This window comes from Streptomyces araujoniae (assembly GCF_050871195.1).
GTDB lineage: Bacteria > Actinomycetota > Actinomycetes > Streptomycetales > Streptomycetaceae > Streptomyces > Streptomyces bacillaris.
Window position 1 is genome coordinate 2,786,187 of the sequence record NZ_CP194070.1, and the last position, 22,867, is coordinate 2,809,053.

Here is a 22,867-nt window from a genome sequence, read left to right on the forward strand (position 1 = left end):
ACCGGACACTCGCCGGTGTACTGGCCCCTGACCAGGCAAAGCCTGGTAAGAAGTGCTCCTTAGAAAGGAGGTGATCCAGCCGCACCTTCCGGTACGGCTACCTTGTTACGACTTCGTCCCAATCGCCAGTCCCACCTTCGACAGCTCCCTCCCACAAGGGGTTGGGCCACCGGCTTCGGGTGTTACCGACTTTCGTGACGTGACGGGCGGTGTGTACAAGGCCCGGGAACGTATTCACCGCAGCAATGCTGATCTGCGATTACTAGCAACTCCGACTTCATGGGGTCGAGTTGCAGACCCCAATCCGAACTGAGACCGGCTTTTTGAGATTCGCTCCGCCTCACGGCATCGCAGCTCATTGTACCGGCCATTGTAGCACGTGTGCAGCCCAAGACATAAGGGGCATGATGACTTGACGTCGTCCCCACCTTCCTCCGAGTTGACCCCGGCAGTCTCCTGTGAGTCCCCATCACCCCGAAAGGCATGCTGGCAACACAGAACAAGGGTTGCGCTCGTTGCGGGACTTAACCCAACATCTCACGACACGAGCTGACGACAGCCATGCACCACCTGTATACCGACCACAAGGGGGGCACCATCTCTGATGCTTTCCGGTATATGTCAAGCCTTGGTAAGGTTCTTCGCGTTGCGTCGAATTAAGCCACATGCTCCGCTGCTTGTGCGGGCCCCCGTCAATTCCTTTGAGTTTTAGCCTTGCGGCCGTACTCCCCAGGCGGGGAACTTAATGCGTTAGCTGCGGCACCGACGACGTGGAATGTCGCCAACACCTAGTTCCCAACGTTTACGGCGTGGACTACCAGGGTATCTAATCCTGTTCGCTCCCCACGCTTTCGCTCCTCAGCGTCAGTAATGGCCCAGAGATCCGCCTTCGCCACCGGTGTTCCTCCTGATATCTGCGCATTTCACCGCTACACCAGGAATTCCGATCTCCCCTACCACACTCTAGCTAGCCCGTATCGAATGCAGACCCGGGGTTAAGCCCCGGGCTTTCACATCCGACGTGACAAGCCGCCTACGAGCTCTTTACGCCCAATAATTCCGGACAACGCTTGCGCCCTACGTATTACCGCGGCTGCTGGCACGTAGTTAGCCGGCGCTTCTTCTGCAGGTACCGTCACTTGCGCTTCTTCCCTGCTGAAAGAGGTTTACAACCCGAAGGCCGTCATCCCTCACGCGGCGTCGCTGCATCAGGCTTTCGCCCATTGTGCAATATTCCCCACTGCTGCCTCCCGTAGGAGTCTGGGCCGTGTCTCAGTCCCAGTGTGGCCGGTCGCCCTCTCAGGCCGGCTACCCGTCGTCGCCTTGGTAGGCCATTACCCCACCAACAAGCTGATAGGCCGCGGGCTCATCCTTCACCGCCGGAGCTTTCAACCCCCACCCATGCAGGCAGAAGTATTATCCGGTATTAGACCCCGTTTCCAGGGCTTGTCCCAGAGTGAAGGGCAGATTGCCCACGTGTTACTCACCCGTTCGCCACTAATCCACCCCGAAAGGCTTCATCGTTCGACTTGCATGTGTTAAGCACGCCGCCAGCGTTCGTCCTGAGCCAGGATCAAACTCTCCGTGAATGTTTACCCGTAATCGGGTGCACACATCACGAGAGCGGAACAACAAGGTCGGAATAAGACCCGTCGTTCACAGCGTCCTCGCTGTGTATCGCCTACCACCACCACATGGTGGCCGTAGGACTTTTCAAAGGAACCACCAACCTGCCGAAACAGGCCGGGGTATCAACATATCTGGCGTTGACTTTTGGCACGCTGTTGAGTTCTCAAGGAACGGACGCTTCCTTCGGTCCCGTATCACCGGGCCCCTCCGGGCGCTTCCCTTCATTCACTTCTCTGTCCTGCTGTCTTGCGTTTCCGACTCTATCAGACGCTTTCCAGCGTCCGAACCCGGTCGAAGCGGGGTGCTTTCGAGGTTCTTCGCTTTCGCGTTTTCCCTTTCAGGCGGTTCCAACTTTACCAGACTCTTTTTCGTTCCGTTTCCGGTCCGAATTCGATTTCCGGTGGCCAGTGGAGTGGCCTTGCCTTTCGGCGGATCCGACTTTATCAGAGGTTCACCGACCGAATGAACGGCCTGCGATTCGAGATAAAGAGAATCAATGGCTCTGCCGGATATATGAGCTTTCCGGTGTGAGCGAGCTAGATGGTATGCGCTTCACTCAGGCCTGTCCAGCCCGAGGCAACCGTTTGAATCTACCTCCCCACATCGACCGTGTCAACGGTTTTGTGGGCGAAGAGGAGACTAGCAGCTCGGCGAGGGTGAACGCACACCGGTGGTCAGGCGGCGGAGGGAAGCTCGGCGCTGCGTTCGACCGCGACGAGGTCGCCGGTGTCGCCGGCCCGTACCGCGCGGCGGCCCAGGATGTAGACGTACGCGAGAAAGGCCAGCTCAGCGGCGATGCCGATGGTGATCCGGGCCCAGGTCGGAAGGCCCGAGGGAGTCACGAAGCCCTCGATGACGCCGGAGACGAACAGCACCAGGGCGAGGCCGATCGCCATGCCCAGCGCGGCGCGGCCCTGTTGGGCGAGGGCGGTTCGGCGGGAGAGGGGGCCGGGGTCGATCACCGTCCAGCCGAGGCGGAGCCCCGTACCGGCGGCCACGAACACGGCGGTCAGTTCCAGCAGGCCGTGCGGCAGGACCAGGCCGAGGAAGACGTCCAGGCGGCCCGCGGAGGACATCAGGCCGATGCCGACGCCGAGGTTGAGCATGTTGATGAAGAGGATCCAGATCACCGGCAGGCAGAGGAACGCGCCCAGGACCAGGCACATCGCGGCGGCCTGCGCGTTGTTCGTCCACACCTGCGCGGCGAACGAGGCCGCCGGGTGGCTGGAGTAGTAGGTCTCGTACTCCCCGCCGGGGCGGGTCATGGCCCGGAGGTCGTCCGGGGCCGCTATCGCGGCCTGGACCTCGGGGTGCGTACCGATCCACCAGCCCAGGAGGGCGGCCACCAGGGTGGACAGGACGGCGGTGGGGACCCACCAGTGGCGCGAGCGGTAGACCGCTGCCGGGAATCCCGTCGTGAGGAAGCGGGCCGCGTCACGCCAGGAGGCCTTGCGGGTGCCGGTGACCGTGGCGCGGGCGCGGGCCACGAGCTGGGTGAGGCGCGCGGTGAGCAGGGGGTCGGGTGCGGTCGACTGGATCAGGGAGAGGTGGGTGGCCGTGCGCTGGTAGAGGACGACGAGTTCGTCCGCTTCCTCGCCCGTCAGGCGGCGTCCCCGGCGCAGCAGGTGGTCGAGGCGGTCCCACTCCGTGCGGTGGGCGGTGACGAAGACGTCGAGGTCCATGGGCGGCTGTTGCTCCAGGCTCCGGGCGAGGGTGCGTGCGTACGGGTCGTCCTACTGCGGCGCGTTGCGGGTCAGCTTGGCAGACTGGGGCCGGCCGGAGCAGCGAAGGCCGGGGATGAGTGGGGGCGCGATGAGCGAGTTGGTGACCGGGGACGCGGTGGTCCTGGGGCTGAGGCCGGCACGGCTGCCGAGCCGGGCGCTGGCGGTGGCCATCGATCTGGCGGTGGTCTCCTTCGTCTTCGTCCTGATCTCGGTCGTGGTGGGGATCGCCTCCGCCACCTTGGACGAGGCGGCCGTCGCGGCCATCACGGTGGCCCTGTTCCTGCTGGTGCTGATCGGTGGGCCGATCGCCGTGGAGACCCTGAGCCACGGCCGTTCCCTCGGGAAGCTGGCCTGCGGGCTGCGCGTCGTGCGGGACGACGGCGGGCCGATCCGGTTCCGGCACGCGCTCGTGCGCGGGGCGATGGGCGCCGTGGAGATCCTGATGACGTTCGGGGCCGTGGCCTGTATCGCGTCGCTGGTGTCGGCACGCGGGCGCCGGCTCGGTGATGTCTTCGCGGGCACGCTGGTCGTCCGGGAGCGTGTGGCGGCCAGGGGGTCGGCCGCCTTGCCGCCGCCTCCGCCGTGGCTGGTCGGGCGGTTCTCCCAGCTGGACCTCTCCGCCGTACCGGACGAGCTGTGGCTCGCTGTTCGGCAGTACCTGACACGGATGCATCAGCTGGATCCCGGCGTGGGCGGGTCGATCGCCGGGCGGCTGGCCGATGAGCTGGTGGCCCGTACGGGGATCGTGCCGCCGCAGGGGATTCCGGCGGCCGCGTTCCTGGCCGCCGTGGTGCATGAGCGGCAGGCTCGGGATGCCCGGCGGGCGTTCGCGGGGGTGTCGCCGGCTGTCGGGGCTGTGCCCGCTGCGGCCTCCGGAAGCCCCGCGGCATCCGGGCCGCCCCTTGCGAACGCGCCCTCCGGGGACCCGGGAACCTCTCGGGCTGCCGGGACTTCTGCGGCTTCCGGCTCCTCTGCGGCTGCGGGTGCCGTGCCTGGTGATGCCGACGGGCGTGCGGCCGAGGGGCCCGGGGCCGTCGGGGGCTCCTCGGGCGGGTTCGCTCCGCCCGGTTAGTCGGTGGGCCGGGGGGACGGCGGGGTCTCCAGGTGCTCCAGCTCGATGCCCGGTGCCGCGACGACCACGTCCCCGGCGATGTGAACGGTGTGCCGCTCCCCCGTGTCCAGGGCGCTGACCTGGTATTCGTCCACGACCAGAGGGCCGTTGTCAGTGGCGTGCGCTTCACTGTTCACCAGAGCCCAGGACTGGTCGTCGGTACGGGGCGCGAGGACCGGGTCCGTGAAGGTGACCACGCGGACGCGGGTCTCGGGGGAATCGGGGGTGAGGCGCAGGAGTCGGGTCAGGGCGATGAGGAACGCGGGGGAGGTTCCGGAGAAGGCGTGGGCGCGGACGTTGCCCTCGGTGGCATGAGCGCCGGTGGGGTCCGTGCGGACCCAGGTGACGCCTTCCAGGGCCGCTCCCCGCACCTGCCAGCTCGCGGAGTGGAGTTCGAGACGGATCGGCCGGCCCCGTTCGTCCAGGGCCAGGTCGACGGAGCCGAGGTGGTCGCCCGAGGGGGACGTCGTCTGGGAGACATAGCGCCAGCCGGAGGGGCCGGGGGCGCAGTGGAAGTGTTCTTCACCGAGGGGGGTGTGGTCATGGAGATCGTGGAGCGAATACCTGCCGCGGGGCATGGGGTCCTTCGGGTTCCTCGAGCTGTACGGGGGCGGTGACAGCGGGCGGTGACGAGACAGGCCCCCGACACGGGGGTGCGGGGGCCTGTCTCGTCAGCCGTCGGCCGTCGATCGGCACATGGGCTGCTGCGATCAGTCAGTGGTGCGGTGATGCGGCCGCTGGGTCTCACCGACCCGGCCGGTGAACTGCCGGGCCGGTGAGCGGGGTCGATCAGTAGCGGTAGTGGTCGGGCTTGAACGGGCCCTCGACCTCGACACCGATGTACGCAGCCTGCTCGGGGCGGAGCGTGGTGAGCTTGACGCCGAGCGCGTCGAGGTGGAGGCGGGCGACCTTCTCGTCCAGGTGCTTGGGGAGCACGTAGACGTCGGTCGGGTACTCCTCCGGCTTCGTGAACAGCTCGATCTGCGCGAGGGTCTGGTCGGCGAAGCTGTTGGACATCACGAACGACGGGTGGCCGGTGGCGTTGCCCAGGTTCAGCAGGCGGCCCTCGGAGAGCACGATGAGGACCTTGCCGTCGGGGAACGTCCAGGTGTGGACCTGCGGCTTGACCTCGTCCTTGACGATTCCGTCGATGGCGGCCAGGCCGGCCATGTCGATCTCGTTGTCGAAGTGACCGATGTTCCCGACGATCGCCTGGTGCTTCATCCGCGCCATGTCCGAGGCCAGGATGATGTCCTTGTTGCCCGTCGTGGTGATGAAGATGTCGGCCGTCTCCACCACGTCCTCGAGGGTGGCGACCTGGTAGCCGTCCATCGCGGCCTGCAGCGCGCAGATGGGGTCGATCTCCGTGATGATCACGCGGGCGCCCTGGCCGCGGAGGGACTCCGCGGAGCCCTTGCCCACGTCGCCGTAGCCGCAGACGACGGCGGTCTTGCCGCCGATCAGGACGTCGGTGGCGCGGTTGATGCCGTCGATGAGGGAGTGGCGGCAGCCGTACTTGTTGTCGAACTTCGACTTGGTGACCGCGTCGTTCACGTTGATCGCGGGGAACAGGAGGGTGCCGTCGCGGTGCATCTCGTAGAGACGGTGAACGCCGGTGGTGGTCTCCTCCGTCACGCCGCGGATCTCGGACGCCAGCTGGGTCCACTTCTGCGGGGACTCGCCGAGGGTGCGGTTCAGCAGGGTGAGGATGTGGGCGTACTCCTCGCTGTCCGCCGTCGACGGGTCCGGGGCCGCTCCGGCCTTCTCGAACTCGACGCCCTTGTGGACGAGGAGGGTGGCGTCACCACCGTCGTCCAGGATCATGTTCGGACCGCCGGTGGGGGTGTTCGGCCAGGTCAGCGCCTGCTCGGTGCACCACCAGTACTCCTCCAGCGTCTCGCCCTTCCAGGCGAAGACCGGGACGCCCGCGGGGGCCTCCGGCGTGCCGTTCGGGCCGACCGCGATGGCCGCGGCGGCGTGGTCCTGGGTGGAGAAGATGTTGCAGGAGGCCCAGCGGACCTCGGCACCGAGGGCGACGAGGGTCTCGATGAGCACGGCCGTCTGCACGGTCATGTGCAGCGAGCCGGTGATCCGGGCGCCGGCCAGCGGCTGGGCGGCGGCGTACTCCTTGCGGATGGACATCAGGCCGGGCATCTCGTGCTCGGCGAGCGTGATCTCCTTGCGCCCGAAGGCGGCGAGGGAGAGGTCGGCGACCTTGAAGTCCTGGCTGTTGGCGGCCGTCGTCATAACGGGCTGCTCCTCGTGATGGGTCGAGGCGGGCTGTCGGGGCTGGCTCTGCGGCGGCGGGCAGGCGGCGGATACACGAATGCCCGGGCGGTTCGCAGTGCAGTCCGTCGGAGGCCTTCTGTCCCTCGCCCGGCTCGCGTCGGCTGACCGGTCGACCGCCATCAGCAGCGACGTCTGTTCTCTCTCGAATCTACACCGAACGGCCCAGTGACCCATCGGCCCGTTCCTGGAACCGGGCGTGGGGAGGGTCACTGAGCCGTTCGGAGCTATGGGGATCCGTGGTGTGGGGATCCGTGGTGTGGGGAGGGCCGTGCCCCGGGGGGCGAGGTCAGGGGGCGGACGGCTTGCCCGGGTCGGTGGCGGTGGCGGTGGCCGCCGCGGCCTCCGCGTCGAAGATGTCGGGCTCCAGATAGATGACCCGGGCGATCGGGACCGCCGCGCGGATCCGGCTCTCGGCCGCGTCGATCGCGCGGGCGACCTCGACCGCGGTGTCGTCGTGCTGGACCGCGATCTTGGCGGCGACCAGCAGTTCCTCCGGGCCCAGGTGGAGGGTGCGCATGTGGATGATGCCCGTGACGGTGTCGCCGTCCACCACGGCCGCCTTGATCTTCTCGACCTCTTCGAGGCCCGCGGACTCACCGAGCAGGAGGGACTTCGTCTCGGCGGCCAGGATGATCGCGATGACGATCAGCAGGATGCCGATGCAGAGGGTGCCGATGCCGTCCCAGACGCCGTTGCCGGTGGCGAGCGCGAGGCCGACGCCGCCGAGCGCGAGGATCAGGCCGACGAGGGCGCCGAGGTCCTCCAGGAGGACGACCGGGAGTTCGGGGGCCTTGGAGCGGCGGACGAACTCGGTCCAGGAGCGGTCGCCGCGCGTCTGGTTGGACTCCTTGATCGCCGTACGGAAGGAGAAGACCTCGGCGATGATCGCGAAGACCAGGACCCCGACCGGCCAGTACCAGGCGGTGATCTCGTGCGGGTGCTTGATCTTCTCGTAGCCCTCGTAGACGGCGAACATGCCACCGACCGAGAAGAGGACGATGGAGACGAGGAAGGCGTAGATGTAGCGCTCGCGGCCGTAGCCGAAGGGGTGCTGCGGGGTGGCCTCGCGCTTGGCCCTCTTGCCGCCGAGCAGCAGCAGGCCCTGGTTGCCCGAGTCCGCGAGCGAGTGGACGCTCTCCGCGAGCATCGACGAGGACCCACTGAAGAGGAACGCTACGAATTTGGCCACGGCGATCGAGAGGTTGGCGGCGAGCGCCGCCACGATCGCCTTGGTTCCGCCGGACGCGCTCATGAGTGCGTTGTGTCCCTTCCTGGGTGGACGTCAGCTGGTGCTGGTGCCGCGTCGCGGCGGCACATTGTCGCAGCCACGGGAAGGGACGCTGTGTCAGGCCGCCACCGTGGCACGGAAGAGTGTGCCCGGTCCCGTGGCTTCCACCGCCTCGGCGGCCGGTACGTAGACGGACTGTCCGGGGGTCAGGTCGAGTGCGCCGACCCGGACGGTCCCCGCCGTGCAGAGCAGGATCTGCGGGGTGGGGACGGTCAGTTCGGCGGGGGCGGCCCCGGGCGCGAGGGTGTAGCGGGACAGGGCGAACTCGTCGGCGGGGGTCTCGTACCGCTCCTCGCCGGACGGGGAGGCCTCGGGGCGCAGGACACCGGGGTCGGTGGCCTCGAAGCGGACGATCCGCAGGAGTTCGGGGACGTCGATGTGCTTGGGGGTGAGACCGCAGCGCAGCACGTTGTCCGAGTTGGCCATGATCTCGACGCCGAGGCCGTCGAGGTAGGCGTGCGGGACGCCGGCGCCGAGGAACAGGGCCTCGCCGGGCTGGAGTTGTACGTAGTTCAGCAGCATCGCCGCGAGGACGCCGGGGTCGCCGGGGTAGTGGTGGGCGATGCGGGCGTACGGGGCGTGGGCGCCGCCGAGGCGTTCTGCGGCGGCCGCCGCCTCGGCCACGGTGTCGGCCATCTCCGCCGGGTCGGCGCCGAGGATCGCCGTGAGCACCTCGCGGAGGGCGGCCTTCTCGGGGTGGGCGCGGAGGAGGTCCACGTACGGCTTCAGGGAGTCGACGCCCAGGGCCTCCATCGCGTCCGCCGCCTCGGAGGGCCGGCGGAAGCCGCAGAGGCCGTCGAAGGGGGTGAGGGCGCAGATCAGCTCGGGCTTGTGGTTCGCGTCCTTGTACGTGCGGTGGGGGGCGTCCGCGGGGACGCCCCGGGCCTCCTCGTCCGCGTACCCCTCGCGGGCCTGGTCCAGGTCGGGGTGGACCTGGAGGGAGAGGGGGGCGCCGGCGGCGAGCAGCTTGAGGAGGAAGGGGAGGCGGGGGCCGTACCGGGCGACGGTGGCCGCGCCGAGCTCGCCTTCGGGGTCCGCGGCGATGACCTCGATGAGGGGGAGTTCCGTGGGCCCGGTGGCGGTGGTGGCCCTGGTGCCGGTGGTGGGGCGGGTTATGCGGGAAGGGGCTCCTGGGTGGGCGCCCATCCACATCTCGGCCTGCGGTTCGCCGGTGGGGGCGGTGCCGAGCAGGGCGGGGATGGCCGTGGTGGAGCCCCAGGCGTAGGGGCGCACGGTGTTGGACAGGCGGTCCATGGAGTCGTCCTCGCTGGTGGAGTGGTGCGGCGGGTGGTGCTTCTCGCTTACGTGGGCCTTGATGCCAGAGCCACGTAAACAGCAGCGAAATCCGTGATGGCCAGCAGTTCCGCCAGCGTCTCCAGTTCGCCGCCCTGTTCCGGTTCCAGTTCGCTGACCGGCGTGTCGTGGCCGAGCGCCAGTTCCCGGGCGGCCGGGTAGGCGCTGAGGCCTCCCGTGGGGCGGTCCCGCAGCAGGACGACCCTGGCCCGGAGGGTCTCGCCCTCCTCCACCCGGTCGCGGAAGAAGTCGTCCGGGTCCGCGCCGGCCGCGAAGTCCCCCGCGAGCAGGGTGCCGTGCGAGGGCAGCGCCTCCGGGAGTTCCGCCGTCAGGGCGGGGCGGCCCGCCAGCTCGGACAGTACGGCGGCGAACCGGCGGCCGACCGGGCCCGCCGCGTCGCCCTCCGTCCACAGCAGCGGCAGGCTGTCAGCCAGCTCGGCGGCGAGCGTCTTGGCCGGGTTGCTGTACGTGGCGATGGCCGGGCCGCAGCGTTCCGCCGTGCGGTCCAGGCGGTCGGCCACCTTCTCCAGCTCCTCGGGGGGCGCGGTCACCAGGCCGACCCGGTCGAGCAGGGCCAGCAGCGGGGTGAGGAGCGCCCAGAGGGTGCCGGGGCCCGCGGCCGAGGTCTCCGCGTCGTACTCGCCGTGCGGGGCGGCCGCCATCGGTACGACCAGGCCGTGCACCCCGTCGACCGCCTCGCGCAGCGGGGAGCGGGTGGGGGCGACGGCGACGACCGTGCAGCCGCGGCGGTACGCCTGCTCGGCGAGGAGGGCGAGGCCCGGTTCCGAACCGTCGGCGGTCGCGATCAGGAGCAGGTCCACGGAGCCGGCCCAGCCGGGCAGGGCCCAGCGCAGGGCGCCGGGGGCGGGGGCCACGCCGGTGGGGTGGATCCGTACGACGGGGGCGGCCGCGCCCGCCAGTGCGCCGATCAGGTCGGCGACGCCGGATGCGGCGGTGCCGGGGCCAGCTACCAGGACGGCCCGGGGACGGCCCTCCGGGGCCAGGTTGCCGATGCCGGCCTCGGCGGCGTGCCGGGCGGCGGTGCGGACCCGGGCACCTGCCTCGGCGGCACCGCGGAGCAGATCGCGGCGGTCGGCCCTGGCCAGGGCTTCCGGGGCGTCGAGCAAGGACTCGTCGAGCATGGCGGTGGGCCTCCGAATCACCGGGTGGGGTGCGGGTGCGCGGCCGGGGGGCTGGGCCGGGGCCGGGGGCGCCTTCTCGGGGTGCGCCTCGTCCCGGCCGGTCCCGTCCGCCCCGTGGGGCTCGCCCGCACGCGCTTCGCTCGCGGTCAGGCGGGGCGGCGGGCCTCGTCGACGAGGAGCACCGGGATGCCGTCCCGGACCGGGTAGGCCAGGCCGCAGTCCGTGCCGGTGCAGACCAGCTCCGGGCTGTCGGCCGCGGTGCGGTCGTCGAGCGGGGAGTGGCAGGCGGGGCAGGCCAGGATCTCCAGGAGGCCGGCTTCGAGCGGCATGGGGTGGGTCCCTTCGAGCGGTGCGGTTTCTGATCCACGTTCTGATTCACGTGGATCAGGCGTCGTCAGCCTACCGCCGGGGGGACGGGGGCGCGGCCCGGCCGGGGAGGTGTGGCTGGGGATGGGGCAGTGGGCTGCCGGGGGGGTGGGCGGGCAGAGCCGTGGCCCCCGAGGGGGGCGGTGAGGGTGCGGGTGCGGCTGGGGGTGGGCGGGGGTGGGGCGCCTGCGGCGGGCCTCTCCCCTACCCGCCCCTTCCCGAAACCGGGGCGCTGCCCCGGGCCCCGCTCTGTCCTCAAGCGCCGGACGGGCTGGAATGTCGGGGCCCCGCCCCGGGCCCCGCTCCTCAAACGCCGGAGGGGCTGAAACGCTCAGGCTCAGTGCCTGATCAAGGCCAGTACCTCGTCCCGTACCGTCTCCATCGTCCGCCGGTCCCTCGCCTCGACGTTGAGGCGCAGCAGGGGTTCCGTGTTCGAGGCGCGGAGGTTGAACCACCAGTCGGGGGTCGTGACCGTGAGGCCGTCCAGTTCGTCGAAGGTGGCGTCGTCGCGGGTGGCGTAGGCGGCCTTGACCTCGGCCACGCTGGCGGACTGGTCGGTGACCGTGGAGTTGATCTCGCCGGAGCCGGCGTAGCGGTCGTACTGGGCCACCAGTTCCGAGAGGGGGGTGGTCCGGCCGCCCAGGGCCGCCAGGACGTGGAGGGCCGCCAGCATGCCGGTGTCGGCGTTCCAGAAGTCGCGGAAGTAGTAGTGGGCCGAGTGCTCGCCGCCGAAGATCGCCCCGTGCTTCGCCATCTCCGTCTTGATGAAGGAGTGGCCGACCCTGGTGCGGACCGCCGTGCCGCCGTTCTCGCGGACCACCTCGGGGACCGACCAGGAGGTGATCAGGTTGTGGATGACGATGCCCTCGCCGCCGTTGCGGGCCAGTTCGCGGGCGGCCACCAGGGCCGTGATCGCGGACGGGGAGACGCCCTCGCCGCGTTCGTCGACCACGAAGCAGCGGTCCGCGTCGCCGTCGAAGGCGAGGCCCAGGTCGGCGCCCTCCGCGACCACGCGGGCCTGGAGGTCGACGATGTTCTTCGGGTCGAGGGGGTTGGCCTCGTGGTTGGGGAACGTGCCGTCGAGCTCGAAGTAGAGCGGGACGAGGTCGAGCGGCAGGCCGGCGAAGACCGTGGGGACCGTGTGGCCGCCCATGCCGTTGCCCGCGTCGACCACGACCTTCAGGGGGCGGATCGCCTTGAGATCGACCAGGCCCAGGAGGTGGGCCGCGTAGTCGGTGAGGGTGTCGCGCTCCGTGATCGTGCCGGGGGTGGCGGGGGCCGGGGGCTGCGGGGCGCCTTCCGACCACTGTTCGACCAGCGTGCGGATCTCGCGGAGGCCGGTGTCCTGACCGACCGGCGCCGCGCCCGCCCGGCACATCTTGATCCCGTTGTACTGCGCCGGGTTGTGCGAGGCCGTGAACATCGCGCCCGGCAGGTCCAGCGCCCCCGACGCGTAGTACAGCTGGTCCGTCGAGCAGAGGCCGATCAGCGTGACGTCCGCGCCCCGCGCCGCCGCGCCCCTGGCGAACGCGCCCGACAGCACCGGGGAGGTGGGCCGCATGTCGTGGCCGACCACGATCGCGTCGGCCTCCGTGACCTGGACGAACGCCGCTCCGAACAGTTCGGCCAGCGACTCGTCCCACTGGTCGGGCACTACTCCGCGCACGTCGTACGCCTTCACGAGCTGCGACAGATCAGCAACCACGGCCGGTCCTCCTGGGGTCTTTACGGACCGCCCAAACTACCCGGCCGTAGGAACCCTCAGAACTCGGTCCCGCAAGTCGGGTCTCCGGGGTCGCACGCGGCGGCCGGCCTCAGGAGTCGGGGGAACGCAGCACCCTCAGATGACCCCGGCGGGCCACCTCCACCGGGTCCGCGGAGCGCGGGCCCCTGCCGCCGCCGTCCGGCCCGCGGTCGTGCGGCCTGGCCGCCTCCCGTACCGCGTTCGCCAGCGCTTCCAGGTCGTCGCCGCTCGGGTGCGCGGGGGCGGAGCCGTCGGAGAGGCGCACCACCTCCCAGCCGCGTGGCGCGGTCAGCCGCTCACTGTGCTCGGCACAGAGGTCGTAGCAGTGGGGCTCGGCGTAGGTGGCGAGCGGGCCGAGGACCGCAGTCGAGTCGGCATAGACGTACGTCAGTGTCGCGACGGCAGGGCGGCCGCACGCGGTGCGCGAACAGCGACGTACAGGGCTCACGATGTTGGACGGTACCGCACTCTTGAGCGGGCCGCGACGACTCTCCCCCGGCTCACCCCACCGTGTCGCCCTGTGGTCCTCGACACACCCCCGCCCCCGGCGACCCGTCTGACCTGCGTCGCGCCGATTACGCCGTTCGACGGCGGCGTCCGCCAGGGGCGTGCGCCGGGGTGGAAGCCGATGTCCCGCACACCGTCGATGATCGGATGAGGGGCCTGAAAACGGCTCAACCTTGGCCTGAATGTTCAACTCCGGACAGGAGGCCCACATCAGGGCCGTGGCGGATTCCGCCGGGTGCGGCGGGCCGGCGGAGGGGGCCGGAGGAAACGGTCACGGGCCGTCCGTCGGCGCCCTCGGCGCGGGCCGCCGAGCGTTACGCTGCGTCGGTGATGGACAGCTCCGTACCCTCCCCCCACCCGTTCGAGCCGAGGCCCCGCCACCGCGACCGGCACGGCCGCGGAATGCGAGGGCCGGTCGCGCCGCCCCAGGTGCCGCTGTCGGCCAGCCGGGGCGAGGTCTTCCGCGATCTGGTCCAGGACTCGGTGGAGCGGCTGGAGCGGCGCTGGCCCCAGCTGACGGAGGTCGACTTCGTCGTCCTGGATGTGCCGGGCGACCTGGAGGACACCGTTCCGCTGGGCAGCGCCCTGCCCGCCGGCAAGGGCCGGCCCGCGCAGATCGTCGTCTACCGGCGACCCGTCGAGATCCGCACCAAGAGCCGTGACGAGCGGGCCCTCCTGGTCCACGAGGTCGTCGTCGAGCAGGTCGCCGAGCTGCTGGGGCTGGCCCCGGAGTCCGTGGATCCGCGGTACGGGCAGGAGTAGCCCCCGTAGCGGCGGGAGGCAGGCGGCCGTGCCACCGCGGGGGCGGCCGGCCCTGTGCCCGTAGCGCGCGCCCCGCCCCGCCGCGCCCCGTACGCCCGACCGGCTTGCCCCGCGTGCCCGTAAGCGCGCGGACCTCCGGGACGGGCTCGAGCGGCCCCTCGTACGGGGCGGAGTGCCGTCCTGGCCACCGCTGAGGCGCGCGTGAGGCTCCATAGCCGCCGCTGGGGCGCGCGTGGAGCTCTGCAGCCACCGCAGAGGCGCGCCTAGGGCTCCGTAGCCACCGCCGGGGCGCGCACGTGGAGGCTCCATAGCCGCCGTCGGGGCGCGTGTGGAGCTCCGTACCGCCGCAGAGGCGCCCGTGAGGCTCCGTAGCCACCGCCGGGGCGCGCACGTGAAGGCTCCATAGCCGCCGCCGGCGCGTGCGTGGGGCTGTGGCCCCGCACGTTACGCACGCGCCGTGCCGATGCCGGCATCCGCACGGCGCCGGACGTCCACGCGTCCACGTACACCCGCACGCGGGCGCACTCCCCCTCAGTCGTCCAGCACCGACAGGTCCTGCCGCGCCGACGGCACCAGCACCGTGCCGCCGTCGTCCGGCAGCGTCTGGACCGTGAACATCTGGACGCCGTCCTCCGGGAGGACCAGCGCCCGGGACGCGTGGACCGGGCCGCCCGAGACCGTCTCGACGGTCAGCGCGTACGTGCCCTTCAGGCCGGCCGGGGGCTTCGGGGTGACGGCCATCGTCGTGCCCGCCTTGACCGTGTACGTCTCCACGGCCGCCTCGCCGCCCTCGCTCCCCGCCGACGTGGTCACCTTCACCTCGGCGTCGGCGCCGGGGGCGGCCAGGGAGAGCGTGGAGCCCTTGGCCCGGTTGTCGGTGACGGTCGACCTCGCGCCCACCGGGCCGGTCGCCGGGATGTAGGCGTACTCCTGCTTCTCGCCGGTCCCCCGCACCACGCGGAGCGCGGCGACGATCGGGGTGGCCCGGCTCTTCTCGACCGGGGTGAGGCGCAGGGAGCCCGGTTCGCCGCGGGTGATGTCCTTCAGGTCGACCGTCGCGGTCATGCCCGACTTGATGTGGAGGGTGTCGTTCCCCGCCGGGGCGAAGGTCGTGTTCTTCCCCATCAGCTGGACCTTGACGTCCGCGTCGCTCTCGCCGGGCGCGTACGCCACCAGCTGTACGGAGGTGGCGTCGGCAGGGATGCCCGGCATGACCAGGGTGCCCGCGGGGTCCGCGGCCGCCGTGAGCCAGTCGGTGCCCGAGCCGTCGTCGGCGGTCAGGACGACCGCGCCGATCCGGCCGGAGCGGGTGGTGATGTGGGCCGTCAGGTCGTTGACGGCCTCGTCGGTGAGGGTGGAGAGCAGCAGCGCGACGCTGGAGCGGCCGGGCACGGTGATGCCGTCGCCGACCTCGGACGTCACCGGGCCCTTGGGGCCGAACAGCTCGATGTCGGCCACGGCCGCGCCGTCGTCGGGGTTGGTGAGGTGCACGTAGTCCTGGCGGGAGCGGGCGGTGCTCACGCCCGGGAACCAGAAGTCGGTGTCCGGCGCGGTGCAGCTGACCCCGAGGAGGCCCCGGGCGCCGCCCGCGGTGACCGTGGTGGTCTGCTGGGCGGCCCAGCCGGGGGCGAGCGTGCCGGTGGCCGTGCCCACGAGGGCCGGGGCGGCGGAACCGTCCGCTTCGGCGGTGACCGGCTTTCCGGGCTCCTTCACGGCGAGGACCGGCTTGTCGGCCTTCTCCTTCGCCTTCTTCGCGGCCTCTTCCGCCTTCTCGGCCTTCTTGGGGTCGGTCTCGGGCTCGTCCTCGTCCAGGACGGGCAGGGCCGGCTTCAGCTCGGCCGTGCCCTTCTCGCCCTCGGCCCCCTGGCCGGTGTCCTTCCCGGGCGGGGTGAACGAGGTGTACCGGGTCTCCGCGAGATCGGACGTGCTGGGCGCCGGGCAGACCAGGCTGGAGCGCTCGACCGGCAGCGAGGCGGCGGCCTTGGCCTCCGTCGTGGCCGGGCCCTGGGGGGCGGTGAGCGAGGCGAAGCCGGTGATGGCGGCCAGGGCTGCGGCGCCCGCGATGAGGGACAGGTGGGTGGACTTCACTCGGACTCGCCTCGCGATGCGTTACGGGTCTGCCAGGGGGCCTGGCCCGGGGGGTCGGGGTGCTCGCCGCGTTCGCCGGGGGCGGCGGGGGGCTGGGCGGGGTCGGTGTACGGGGGCTGCTCGCCGGTGTACTGGCCGTACGGGTCGTACGCGCCGGAGCCCGCGCCGGAGCCGCCGTACGGGCCGGCCGTGTCGCCGTACTGTCCGCCGTCACCGTGCCCGTCGCCGTACTGCTGCCGGGCCTGCTGCTGTCCGTACGGGTCCTGGGCGCCGTAGCCGCCCTGGTGGTCCGGGTAGCCGGCGGAGTAGCCGGTGTTCTGCTGCGCGTACGGGTCCTGCTGGTACGTGGCGTAGTCGCCCTGCTGGTACGCGGCCGGGGCCTGCGGGTCGGCGCCCTGGTACTGCTGCCCGTCCCACTCCCCGTACCCCTGCTGCGGGAGCGCCGCGTAGCCGCCGGTGGACTCCTGCGGGTCGTAGCCGCCGTCCTTGGCGTACGGGTCGGCGCTCTGCTGGTCGGGGATGCCGGGGGTGTACACCCCTGTGCCGGAGTCCGTTCCCGGCGGGGCCGGGGGTGCGGAGGACGGGGCTGGCGGGACCGCGTCAGGGCCGTCGGTGTCTCCGTGGCCGTCCGCCGCCGCCGTCGCCAGGGCCTCCGCCTCGGCCGCGGCCCGGAGCCTGCGGGCGCGGCGGCCGTCGCCGTCGGCGTCCGCCGCGACGGCGAGCGCCTCCTCGGGCAGGTCGTCGTCGATGTCCCGGCGGCGGCCGGGCAGGGCCATGACCACCAGGACCACGGCGAGCGCGCACTGGGTCCAGATCCAGACGGTGTGCGTGAAGGGGGCGTCGTACGTGAGGGCCAGGCGGCCCCCGCTCGCGGGGAGTTCGAAGCCCTGGGCCCAGCCGTCCACGGTCACGCGGGTCAGCGGCGTGCCGTCGACCGTTGCCTGCCAGCCGGGTGCGGCCTCGTCCGCGATGCGCAGGATGCGGCCCTCGTCGCCCGCCGGGATCTCGGCGTCGGCGTCGACGGGCCCGGAGCCGACGGGGACGCGCTCGCCCTCGCCGCCCGCCGGGACGACCATCACCCGGGCGACCTGGCGGTCCACCCGCCACAGGGCGCTGCCGTCGAGCTGGCTGAGGCGGCTGAGGCCGGGGGTGGTGTCGAGGACGCGGCTCATCTGGCGCGGGGCTCCGTCGCGTACGAGGACGTAACGGATGGCGAAGTTGCCGAGCTGGCCGCCCTGGTCGGCGCCGGAGCCCGCGACCAGGTTGGCGACGACCTTGTCGAGGTGGCTGTTGGAGCCCGCCGCCTCGGTCAGTTCGCCGTCGCCGAGCCGGGCGCCGGAGCCCCGGACGAGGCTGTACGAGACGGAGCCGGGCGAGGTGCCGCCGAGGACCAGGGTGCGTGCCTGGTCGCGGGTGGAGCTCTCCTCGGCCACGAACGCGGGCACCTGGACCGGGTCGCGGCGCTCCAGGGGGCCGTCCGCGCCGCCGAACATCCAGCCGAAGGCGGCGAGGGCGGGGGCGAGGGCGGCGGCCAGGGCGATCAGGGCCGCGACGGGCTGGCGCCAGCCGAAGCTCTGCTCCGCGACCCGGACCCGGGCCCCGTCCGCGCCGACGAGGGCGGCCGCGATCAGGGCGGCGCCGTAGACGAGGGTGGCGGGTCCGGACCAGGTCGAGCCGTTGGCGAGCGCCGCGAGGAGCAGGCCCACCAGCGCGGTGGCCCAGGCGGCCCGGACGGCGAACTGCCGGTCCTCGCGCAGCAGGGCCGCGAGCGCCGCCAGCACGATGCCGAGGAGCAGGACGCTGCCCGCCGCCTTGGGGCCGCCGGGGCTGATCCCGAGCAGGTCGAACGCCGAGGCCGACCCCGTACCGAGGTCCAGGCCCGCTTCCCGCAGGAACGCGGACGGGTCGGTGAGCAGCGTCAGCGACCAGGGCGCCAGCGCCAGGAGCGGGGTGCCGACGGCGGCGAGGAAGCGGAGCCCGTACGCCGTGATGTCCCGGCGGCGCAGCGCCAGCACACCGAGGCCGAGCACCACGGCGAGCGGCCAGACGACCGGGGTGAACGCGGTGGTGACGGTGAGGAGCAGGGCGTACGCCCAGGTCGCCCGCCAGCTGCCGCGCGGCGCGTCCGGGTCGGTGCCGTCACGGAACCCGTGGGCGGCGACGGCGGCGCGGGCGATCAGCGGGAGCAGGACGAGGAGGACGGCGGTGCCGATACGGCCGGTGGCCAGGGCGCCGGTCGCGGCGGGCAGGAAGGCGTACGCGACGCTCGCCCAGGCGCGCAGCAGCCGCGAGGGGAGCAGCGGCCGGGTGGCGAAGTAGGCGGTGAGTCCGGCCAGCGGGACCGAGCAGACCAGCAGCACGGTGACGGTGAAGCCGGTCGAGCCGAGGAAGAGGACGGAGAGGACCGCGAGCAGCGCCAGATAGGGCGGGGCGGACTGGGTGCCTCCGGTGGCGACGGTGTGCCAGGCGTCGGCGTACCGGCCCCACAGCTGACCGGCCGTCTCGGGGACGGGCAGCAGGGCGCCGCCCGCGAGGGAGCCGCCGGTGAGCAGGTTGCGGCAGGCGATGAGGGAGACCAGGAGGAGCAGGGCGAAGAGGACCGGGCCGGGCTTGCGGCCGATCCGCTTGAGCCGGGCGAACTGGTCGACCTCCAGGTAGTCCGCGTCGTCGCCGCCGGGCCCGGACTCGACGGCGCCGTGCCGGGAGCCGCTGGACTCGGGCTCGCCCTTGCTGCCGAAGTTGCCCGCGACCTGTTCGACGGTGGCCCGGACGGTGGCGCCCGGCGGCGGGAAGAGCGCGCGCAGTTCGGCCGCGTCGACCGCGCCCTTTCCGCGTTCGCGGCGGGCGGCGAGGATGCGGCCGGGCCGGAGCAGGGTGCTGAGGAGGCCGGTGACCTCGTCGAGCGCCTGGCCGGGGACCTTGCCGACGAGGTAGGCGAGGGTGCGCAGGAGGGTGCCGACGACGAGCCGGAGCAGCACCCAGGGCAGGGCGGCCGCGCGGGCGTTGACGAGCATCGTGTAGACCGCGCCCGCCTTGTCGACGCGGTGCGGGCCGACGACGGAGCGGCCGGCGCAGTCGATGGGGCGGCGCTCGCGGGCGGAGGCCTCGGCGTGGCGCAGCACGGCGTCGGGGGCGACGAGGACCCGGTGGCCGGCGAGGTGGGCGCGCCAGCAGAGGTCGACGTCGTCGCGCATCAGGGGGAGGCTGCGGTCGAAGCCGCCCAGCTCCTCGTAGACGTCGCGGCGGATGAGCATGCCGGCGGAGGAGACGGAGAGGACGGTACGGACCTGGTCGTGCTGGCCCTGGTCCTGCTCGCGGCGGTCCAGGCCGGTCCAGCGGCGGCCGCTGTTGGCGATGGAGACGCCGACCTCGAGGAGCTGCTTGCGGTCGTACCAGCCGCGCAGCTTGGGGCCGACGACGGTGGCGTGCTTGTCGTTGTCCACGACGCGCAGCAGCTCGGCGAGCGCGTCCGGCTCGGGTGCGCAGTCGTCGTGGAGCAGCCAGAGCCACTGGACCGGTTCGCCGTGCGGCAGCTCCGGCAGGTCGTAGTTCTCGTCGACCCAGGTCCGGGTGGCCGGGTCCCAGCCGCCGGGGCGCTTGAGGTAGGGCAGGTCGTCGGGGGTGGGCGCCGCGAAGGTGCGGGCCGCCTCGTCGACGGCGGTGCCGAAGCTCGTACGGCGGGCGAGGTGCAGGACCCGCTCGTCGCCGAGCGCCTCGGTGACCAGCCGGGCGGAGTCGTCGGCGCTGCCGGTGTCGGCGGCGACGACGTTCTGTACGGGGCGTTCCTGCCCGAGCAGCCCGGCCAGCACGTCGGGCAGCCAGCGGGCGCCGTCGTGGGAGACGAGCACGGCGGTGACGACGTGCCGGGGGAACTCTGGGGCGGCGGCGGCCGCGTTCGGCGCCGCCGAGTGGCTGTGCACGGACATCGAGGTACGGGCCCTCCGGCCGGGTCCGGGGGCGTATCCCCGGGGGCTGCATCGGTGTACACGCGCGCCCCGGCGGGGCGTTGGCGCATCTCGGACGGGGCCCCACACTAACGGTACGGATACCCGGGGACGGCCCGAGCGGGTGGAGCGGCCGGATGCGCACGGGTGCGGGACGCGCCGACGGCCCGTGCTCCGCTCCCCGGGGACGGGGGTTACGGGCGACGGGCCGTGGGGGGTGTGGTCCTGCGGAAGTCCGCCGGGAGCCGGGGAGGTCCCGCCGGATTCCCGCGGGTGTTCTGCGGGGTTGTGCCGGGGCCCCTGCCGGAATCCCCTGGGAAGCCCTGCTCGGGAAAGGGCTGCCGGGGCCGGGAGGAGCGGTGCGAGCGGTGTGCCCCGTGGGCTGTGTGAGCCGTGGGCTGCGGGTGCCCCGTGGGCTGCGGGTGGTGGGGGGATGAGCCCTGAGGTGCGCGGACCTCGCGTCCGCGGCGCGCGGGCCGTGCGGGGCCGGAGGCCCTAGATCGCCGCCTTCTTCAGGCGCCGCCGCTCCCGCTCCGACAGTCCGCCCCAGATACCGAAGCGTTCGTCGTTGGCGAGGGCGTACTCAAGGCATTCGGAGCGGACCTCACAGGCGAGACAGACCTTCTTGGCCTCGCGGGTGGATCCGCCCTTTTCGGGAAAGAAGGACTCGGGGTCGGTCTGGGCGCACAGTGCGCGCTCCTGCCAGCCGAGTTCCTCGTCCGCGTCCTCGACCAGCAGTTGCTGGAACAGCTCGGTCATGTGCGCCCCTCGTCTGTCTCTTGCGTCCCGTGATGCGGCCGTTACTGACTGGTCACGGCCGAACGACACGAGTGAAATTACAAGTGTGTATCTCCGAGGCAGTCAAGCGAGGATCTGCTATTGGCCCAGGGATTCACTCTGCGGAACCAAGCGTATGCGGAAAGTGTTCAAATCACCAAAAACCTGACATATGCCACAGGCGCCACTCCATCACGCCTTCCCGCGGTCAAGACGATCAGGGGTGCGGTTGCGTTGCGATTCGATCACTGTAGCGATCAAGATCACAGTCAGGTCACGGACCATCAGCCATGTTTGGCGGCATGGGTGATGCGCCATGTCTCCGCTCTCGGCGGTGAGCAAACCTTTCTCCTGGCACGACAACCGGAAGGGGTGAAAGATTCATCGCAAACCAGCCATCGGGTTGACATGGAGCGATTCAACCGGTCTGCTTGGCTGCATGTCAGCGATCGCAGCGATGCACGTCACCCATGTCCGTGGGTTCCGCAGCGCTGTCCAGGCTCGCTGTTGCTGTTCCAGCTGTCACAGCTGTTGATGCCGTAGCGCTCCAGCTCTGATCCAGCCCCTCCCCCCGCATCACGCAGTCCGCAGGTCCGGCTCCCGTGGGATCCCTTCCCACGACGGCTGCCGACGCTCCACGCGACTCCCCGCACGCGCACCCCCCATGCCGAGGAACCACCGCACCCCATGAACAGCGACAGCGACCTTCAGATCGCCGGCGACATCCTCGAGGTCCAGCACCTCCTGCAGCCCGCCCGCGAGCACCCCTCCACCGTCTCCGATTTCGTCGGCCTCGCCCGCTCCATCGCGGCCGACCGATCGCGCTGGGCCGGACTCGTCCGGTACGACACCGCCACCCGCTGGTACCACCGTCTCCAGACGGGCCCCGGCTACGAGGTGTGGCTGCTCAGCTGGGTGCCCGGGCAGGGCAGCGGACGTCACGACCACGGTCGCTCCGCCGGTGTACTCACGGTCCTCGAAGGCGAGTTGACCGAGCACACCGAGCGCGGGAGCCGTTCGCTGGGCGCCGGCGCGCAGCGCGCCTTCGCCCCCGGCTATGTCCACGAGGTGGTCAACGACTCGCTCGAACCGGCCGTCAGTCTGCACATCTACCACCCGGGTCTGACCGAGATGCCGATGCACGCCGCGCAATGCGCCCCGACGGCCGTGGATGTCGTACCCGCCTGACAAACTGCGTGCATGCGCATTGTTGTTCTGGCCGGCGGCATCGGTGGTGCCCGTTTCCTTCGTGGCCTCAAGCAGGCCGCGCCCGACGCGGACATCACGGTCATCGGCAACACGGGTGACGACATCCATCTGTTCGGGCTGAAGGTCTGCCCCGACCTCGACACCGTGATGTACACCCTCGGCGGTGGCATCGACGAGGAGCAGGGCTGGGGGCGGAGCGACGAGACCTTCCAGGTGAAGGAGGAGCTCGCGGCGTACGGGGTGGGGCCCGGCTGGTTCGGTCTCGGTGACCGCGACTTCGCCACCCACATCGTCCGTACGCAGATGCTCGGCGCGGGCTATCCGCTCAGCGCGGTCACCGAGGCGCTCTGCGCCCGCTGGCAGCCCGGCGTGCGGCTGCTGCCGATGTCGGACGACCGGGTCGAGACGCATGTCGCCGTCGAGCTGGACGGCGAGAGCAAGGCCATCCACTTCCAGGAGTACTGGGTGAAGCTGCGCGCCTCCGTCGAGGCGCAGGCGATCGTGCCGGTCGGGGCCGAGCAGGCGAAGCCGGCGCCGGGCGTCCTGGAGGCCGTCGCCGCCGCCGACGTCATCCTCTTCCCGCCGTCGAACCCGGTGGTCTCCATCGGCACCATCCTCGCCGTGCCCGGTATCCGGGAGGCGATCGCGGAGGCAGGGGTACCGGTCGTCGGCCTCTCCCCCATCGTCGGGGACGCGCCGGTGCGCGGGATGGCGGACAAGGTGCTGGCGGCCGTGGGCGTCGGGTCGACGGCGGCCGCCGTGGCCGGGCACTACGGGTCGGGGCTGCTGGACGGGTGGCTGGTCGACACGGTGGACGCGGGCGCGGTGGACGAGGTCGAGGCGGCGGGGATCCGGTGCCGGGCCGTGCCGCTGATGATGACGGACGTGGACGCGACGGCGGAGATGGCCCGGCAGGCGCTGGGACTGGCCGAGGAGGTCCGGGCGTGAGCGGGGCGGTGGGGGGTGGTGCGGTGTCCTCCGGTGGGGGGTCCGC

16 protein-coding genes and 1 rRNA gene are annotated in these 22,867 nt (G+C 71.6%); 4 read left to right on the plus strand and 13 right to left on the minus strand.

The features are described from left to right. Window positions 1–63: 63 nt before the first annotated feature. Window positions 64–1,589, minus strand: a 16S ribosomal RNA gene (locus tag ACQ9ZG_RS11790). A gap of 714 nt (window positions 1,590–2,303) precedes the next feature. Further along, complete coding sequence (locus ACQ9ZG_RS11795) at window positions 2,304–3,311, minus strand: stage II sporulation protein M (RefSeq protein ID WP_109914995.1); 1,008 nt, start codon at window positions 3,309–3,311, stop codon at window positions 2,304–2,306. 130 nt (window positions 3,312–3,441) lie between these two features. Here ACQ9ZG_RS11795 and ACQ9ZG_RS11800 point away from each other — a divergent pair, with 130 nt between their 5' ends. Next, the gene (locus tag ACQ9ZG_RS11800) at window positions 3,442–4,425 is read left to right on the plus strand and encodes an RDD family protein (protein ID WP_109915001.1); all 984 of its coding nucleotides are present in this window, start codon (window positions 3,442–3,444) and stop codon (window positions 4,423–4,425) included. Here the strand turns inward: ACQ9ZG_RS11800 and ACQ9ZG_RS11805 are convergent. The 8 genes from ACQ9ZG_RS11805 to ACQ9ZG_RS11840 form a co-directional block, all read right to left on the minus strand. Continuing rightward, a complete protein-coding gene (locus tag ACQ9ZG_RS11805) occupies window positions 4,422–5,042 on the minus strand; it encodes a hypothetical protein (RefSeq protein ID WP_109914996.1) in 621 nt (206 codons plus the stop codon). The two genes, ACQ9ZG_RS11800 and ACQ9ZG_RS11805, sit on opposite strands and share 4 nt — an antisense overlap. A gap of 211 nt (window positions 5,043–5,253) precedes the next feature. Then, window positions 5,254–6,711, minus strand: coding sequence for an adenosylhomocysteinase (ahcY, locus tag ACQ9ZG_RS11810; RefSeq protein ID WP_109914997.1), 1,458 nt, complete (start codon window positions 6,709–6,711; stop codon window positions 5,254–5,256). Between the two features lie 328 nt (window positions 6,712–7,039). Then, entirely contained in the window at window positions 7,040–8,005 is a 966-nt protein-coding gene (locus ACQ9ZG_RS11815; protein ID WP_109914998.1) for a cation diffusion facilitator family transporter, read from the minus strand. Between the two features lie 93 nt (window positions 8,006–8,098). Further along, the gene (gene manA / locus ACQ9ZG_RS11820) at window positions 8,099–9,295 is read right to left on the minus strand and encodes a mannose-6-phosphate isomerase, class I (protein WP_109914999.1); all 1,197 of its coding nucleotides are present in this window, start codon (window positions 9,293–9,295) and stop codon (window positions 8,099–8,101) included. 47 nt (window positions 9,296–9,342) lie between these two features. Further along, window positions 9,343–10,476: an SIS domain-containing protein gene (locus ACQ9ZG_RS11825; protein ID WP_018492919.1), complete on the minus strand. Its 1,134-nt coding sequence runs from the start codon at window positions 10,474–10,476 to the stop codon at window positions 9,343–9,345. 146 nt (window positions 10,477–10,622) lie between these two features. After that, window positions 10,623–10,805 (minus strand): Trm112 family protein, encoded by a 183-nt coding sequence (locus tag ACQ9ZG_RS11830; protein WP_018492918.1) that lies wholly within the window; start codon window positions 10,803–10,805, stop codon window positions 10,623–10,625. A gap of 374 nt (window positions 10,806–11,179) precedes the next feature. Further along, window positions 11,180–12,547 carry a phosphomannomutase/phosphoglucomutase gene (locus ACQ9ZG_RS11835; RefSeq protein WP_109914299.1) on the minus strand — a complete coding sequence of 456 codons (1,368 nt, stop codon included), beginning with the start codon at window positions 12,545–12,547 and terminating at the stop codon, window positions 11,180–11,182. Between the two features lie 109 nt (window positions 12,548–12,656). Further along, on the minus strand, window positions 12,657–13,034 hold the full coding sequence (locus tag ACQ9ZG_RS11840; protein WP_015608934.1) for a DUF3499 domain-containing protein: 378 nt from the start codon (window positions 13,032–13,034) through the stop codon (window positions 12,657–12,659). A 389-nt stretch (window positions 13,035–13,423) separates the two neighbouring features. On the opposite strand from ACQ9ZG_RS11840, the gene ACQ9ZG_RS11845 reads away from it, so the two are divergent. Further along, entirely contained in the window at window positions 13,424–13,855 is a 432-nt protein-coding gene (locus ACQ9ZG_RS11845; protein WP_078562598.1) for a metallopeptidase family protein, read from the plus strand. A 531-nt stretch (window positions 13,856–14,386) separates the two neighbouring features. On the opposite strand, the gene ACQ9ZG_RS11850 is transcribed toward ACQ9ZG_RS11845, so the two are convergent. The 3 genes from ACQ9ZG_RS11850 to ACQ9ZG_RS11860 form a co-directional block, all read right to left on the minus strand. Continuing rightward, window positions 14,387–15,943: a DUF5719 family protein gene (locus ACQ9ZG_RS11850; RefSeq protein ID WP_499280445.1), complete on the minus strand. Its 1,557-nt coding sequence runs from the start codon at window positions 15,941–15,943 to the stop codon at window positions 14,387–14,389. Continuing rightward, on the minus strand, window positions 15,940–19,869 hold the full coding sequence (locus tag ACQ9ZG_RS11855) for a glycosyltransferase family 2 protein (protein WP_499280446.1): 3,930 nt from the start codon (window positions 19,867–19,869) through the stop codon (window positions 15,940–15,942). Before ACQ9ZG_RS11855 ends, ACQ9ZG_RS11850 begins: the two co-directional genes overlap by 4 nt. 513 nt (window positions 19,870–20,382) lie before the next feature. Further along, a complete protein-coding gene (locus ACQ9ZG_RS11860; RefSeq protein WP_014046372.1) occupies window positions 20,383–20,646 on the minus strand; it encodes a WhiB family transcriptional regulator in 264 nt (87 codons plus the stop codon). A gap of 705 nt (window positions 20,647–21,351) precedes the next feature. On the opposite strand from ACQ9ZG_RS11860, the gene ACQ9ZG_RS11865 reads away from it, so the two are divergent. Continuing rightward, window positions 21,352–21,852 (plus strand): cysteine dioxygenase, encoded by a 501-nt coding sequence (locus ACQ9ZG_RS11865; protein ID WP_028417688.1) that lies wholly within the window; start codon window positions 21,352–21,354, stop codon window positions 21,850–21,852. 12 nt (window positions 21,853–21,864) lie between these two features. Continuing rightward, window positions 21,865–22,821 (plus strand): 2-phospho-L-lactate transferase, encoded by a 957-nt coding sequence (gene cofD, locus ACQ9ZG_RS11870; RefSeq protein ID WP_084995116.1) that lies wholly within the window; start codon window positions 21,865–21,867, stop codon window positions 22,819–22,821. Window positions 22,822–22,867 lie beyond the last annotated feature (46 nt).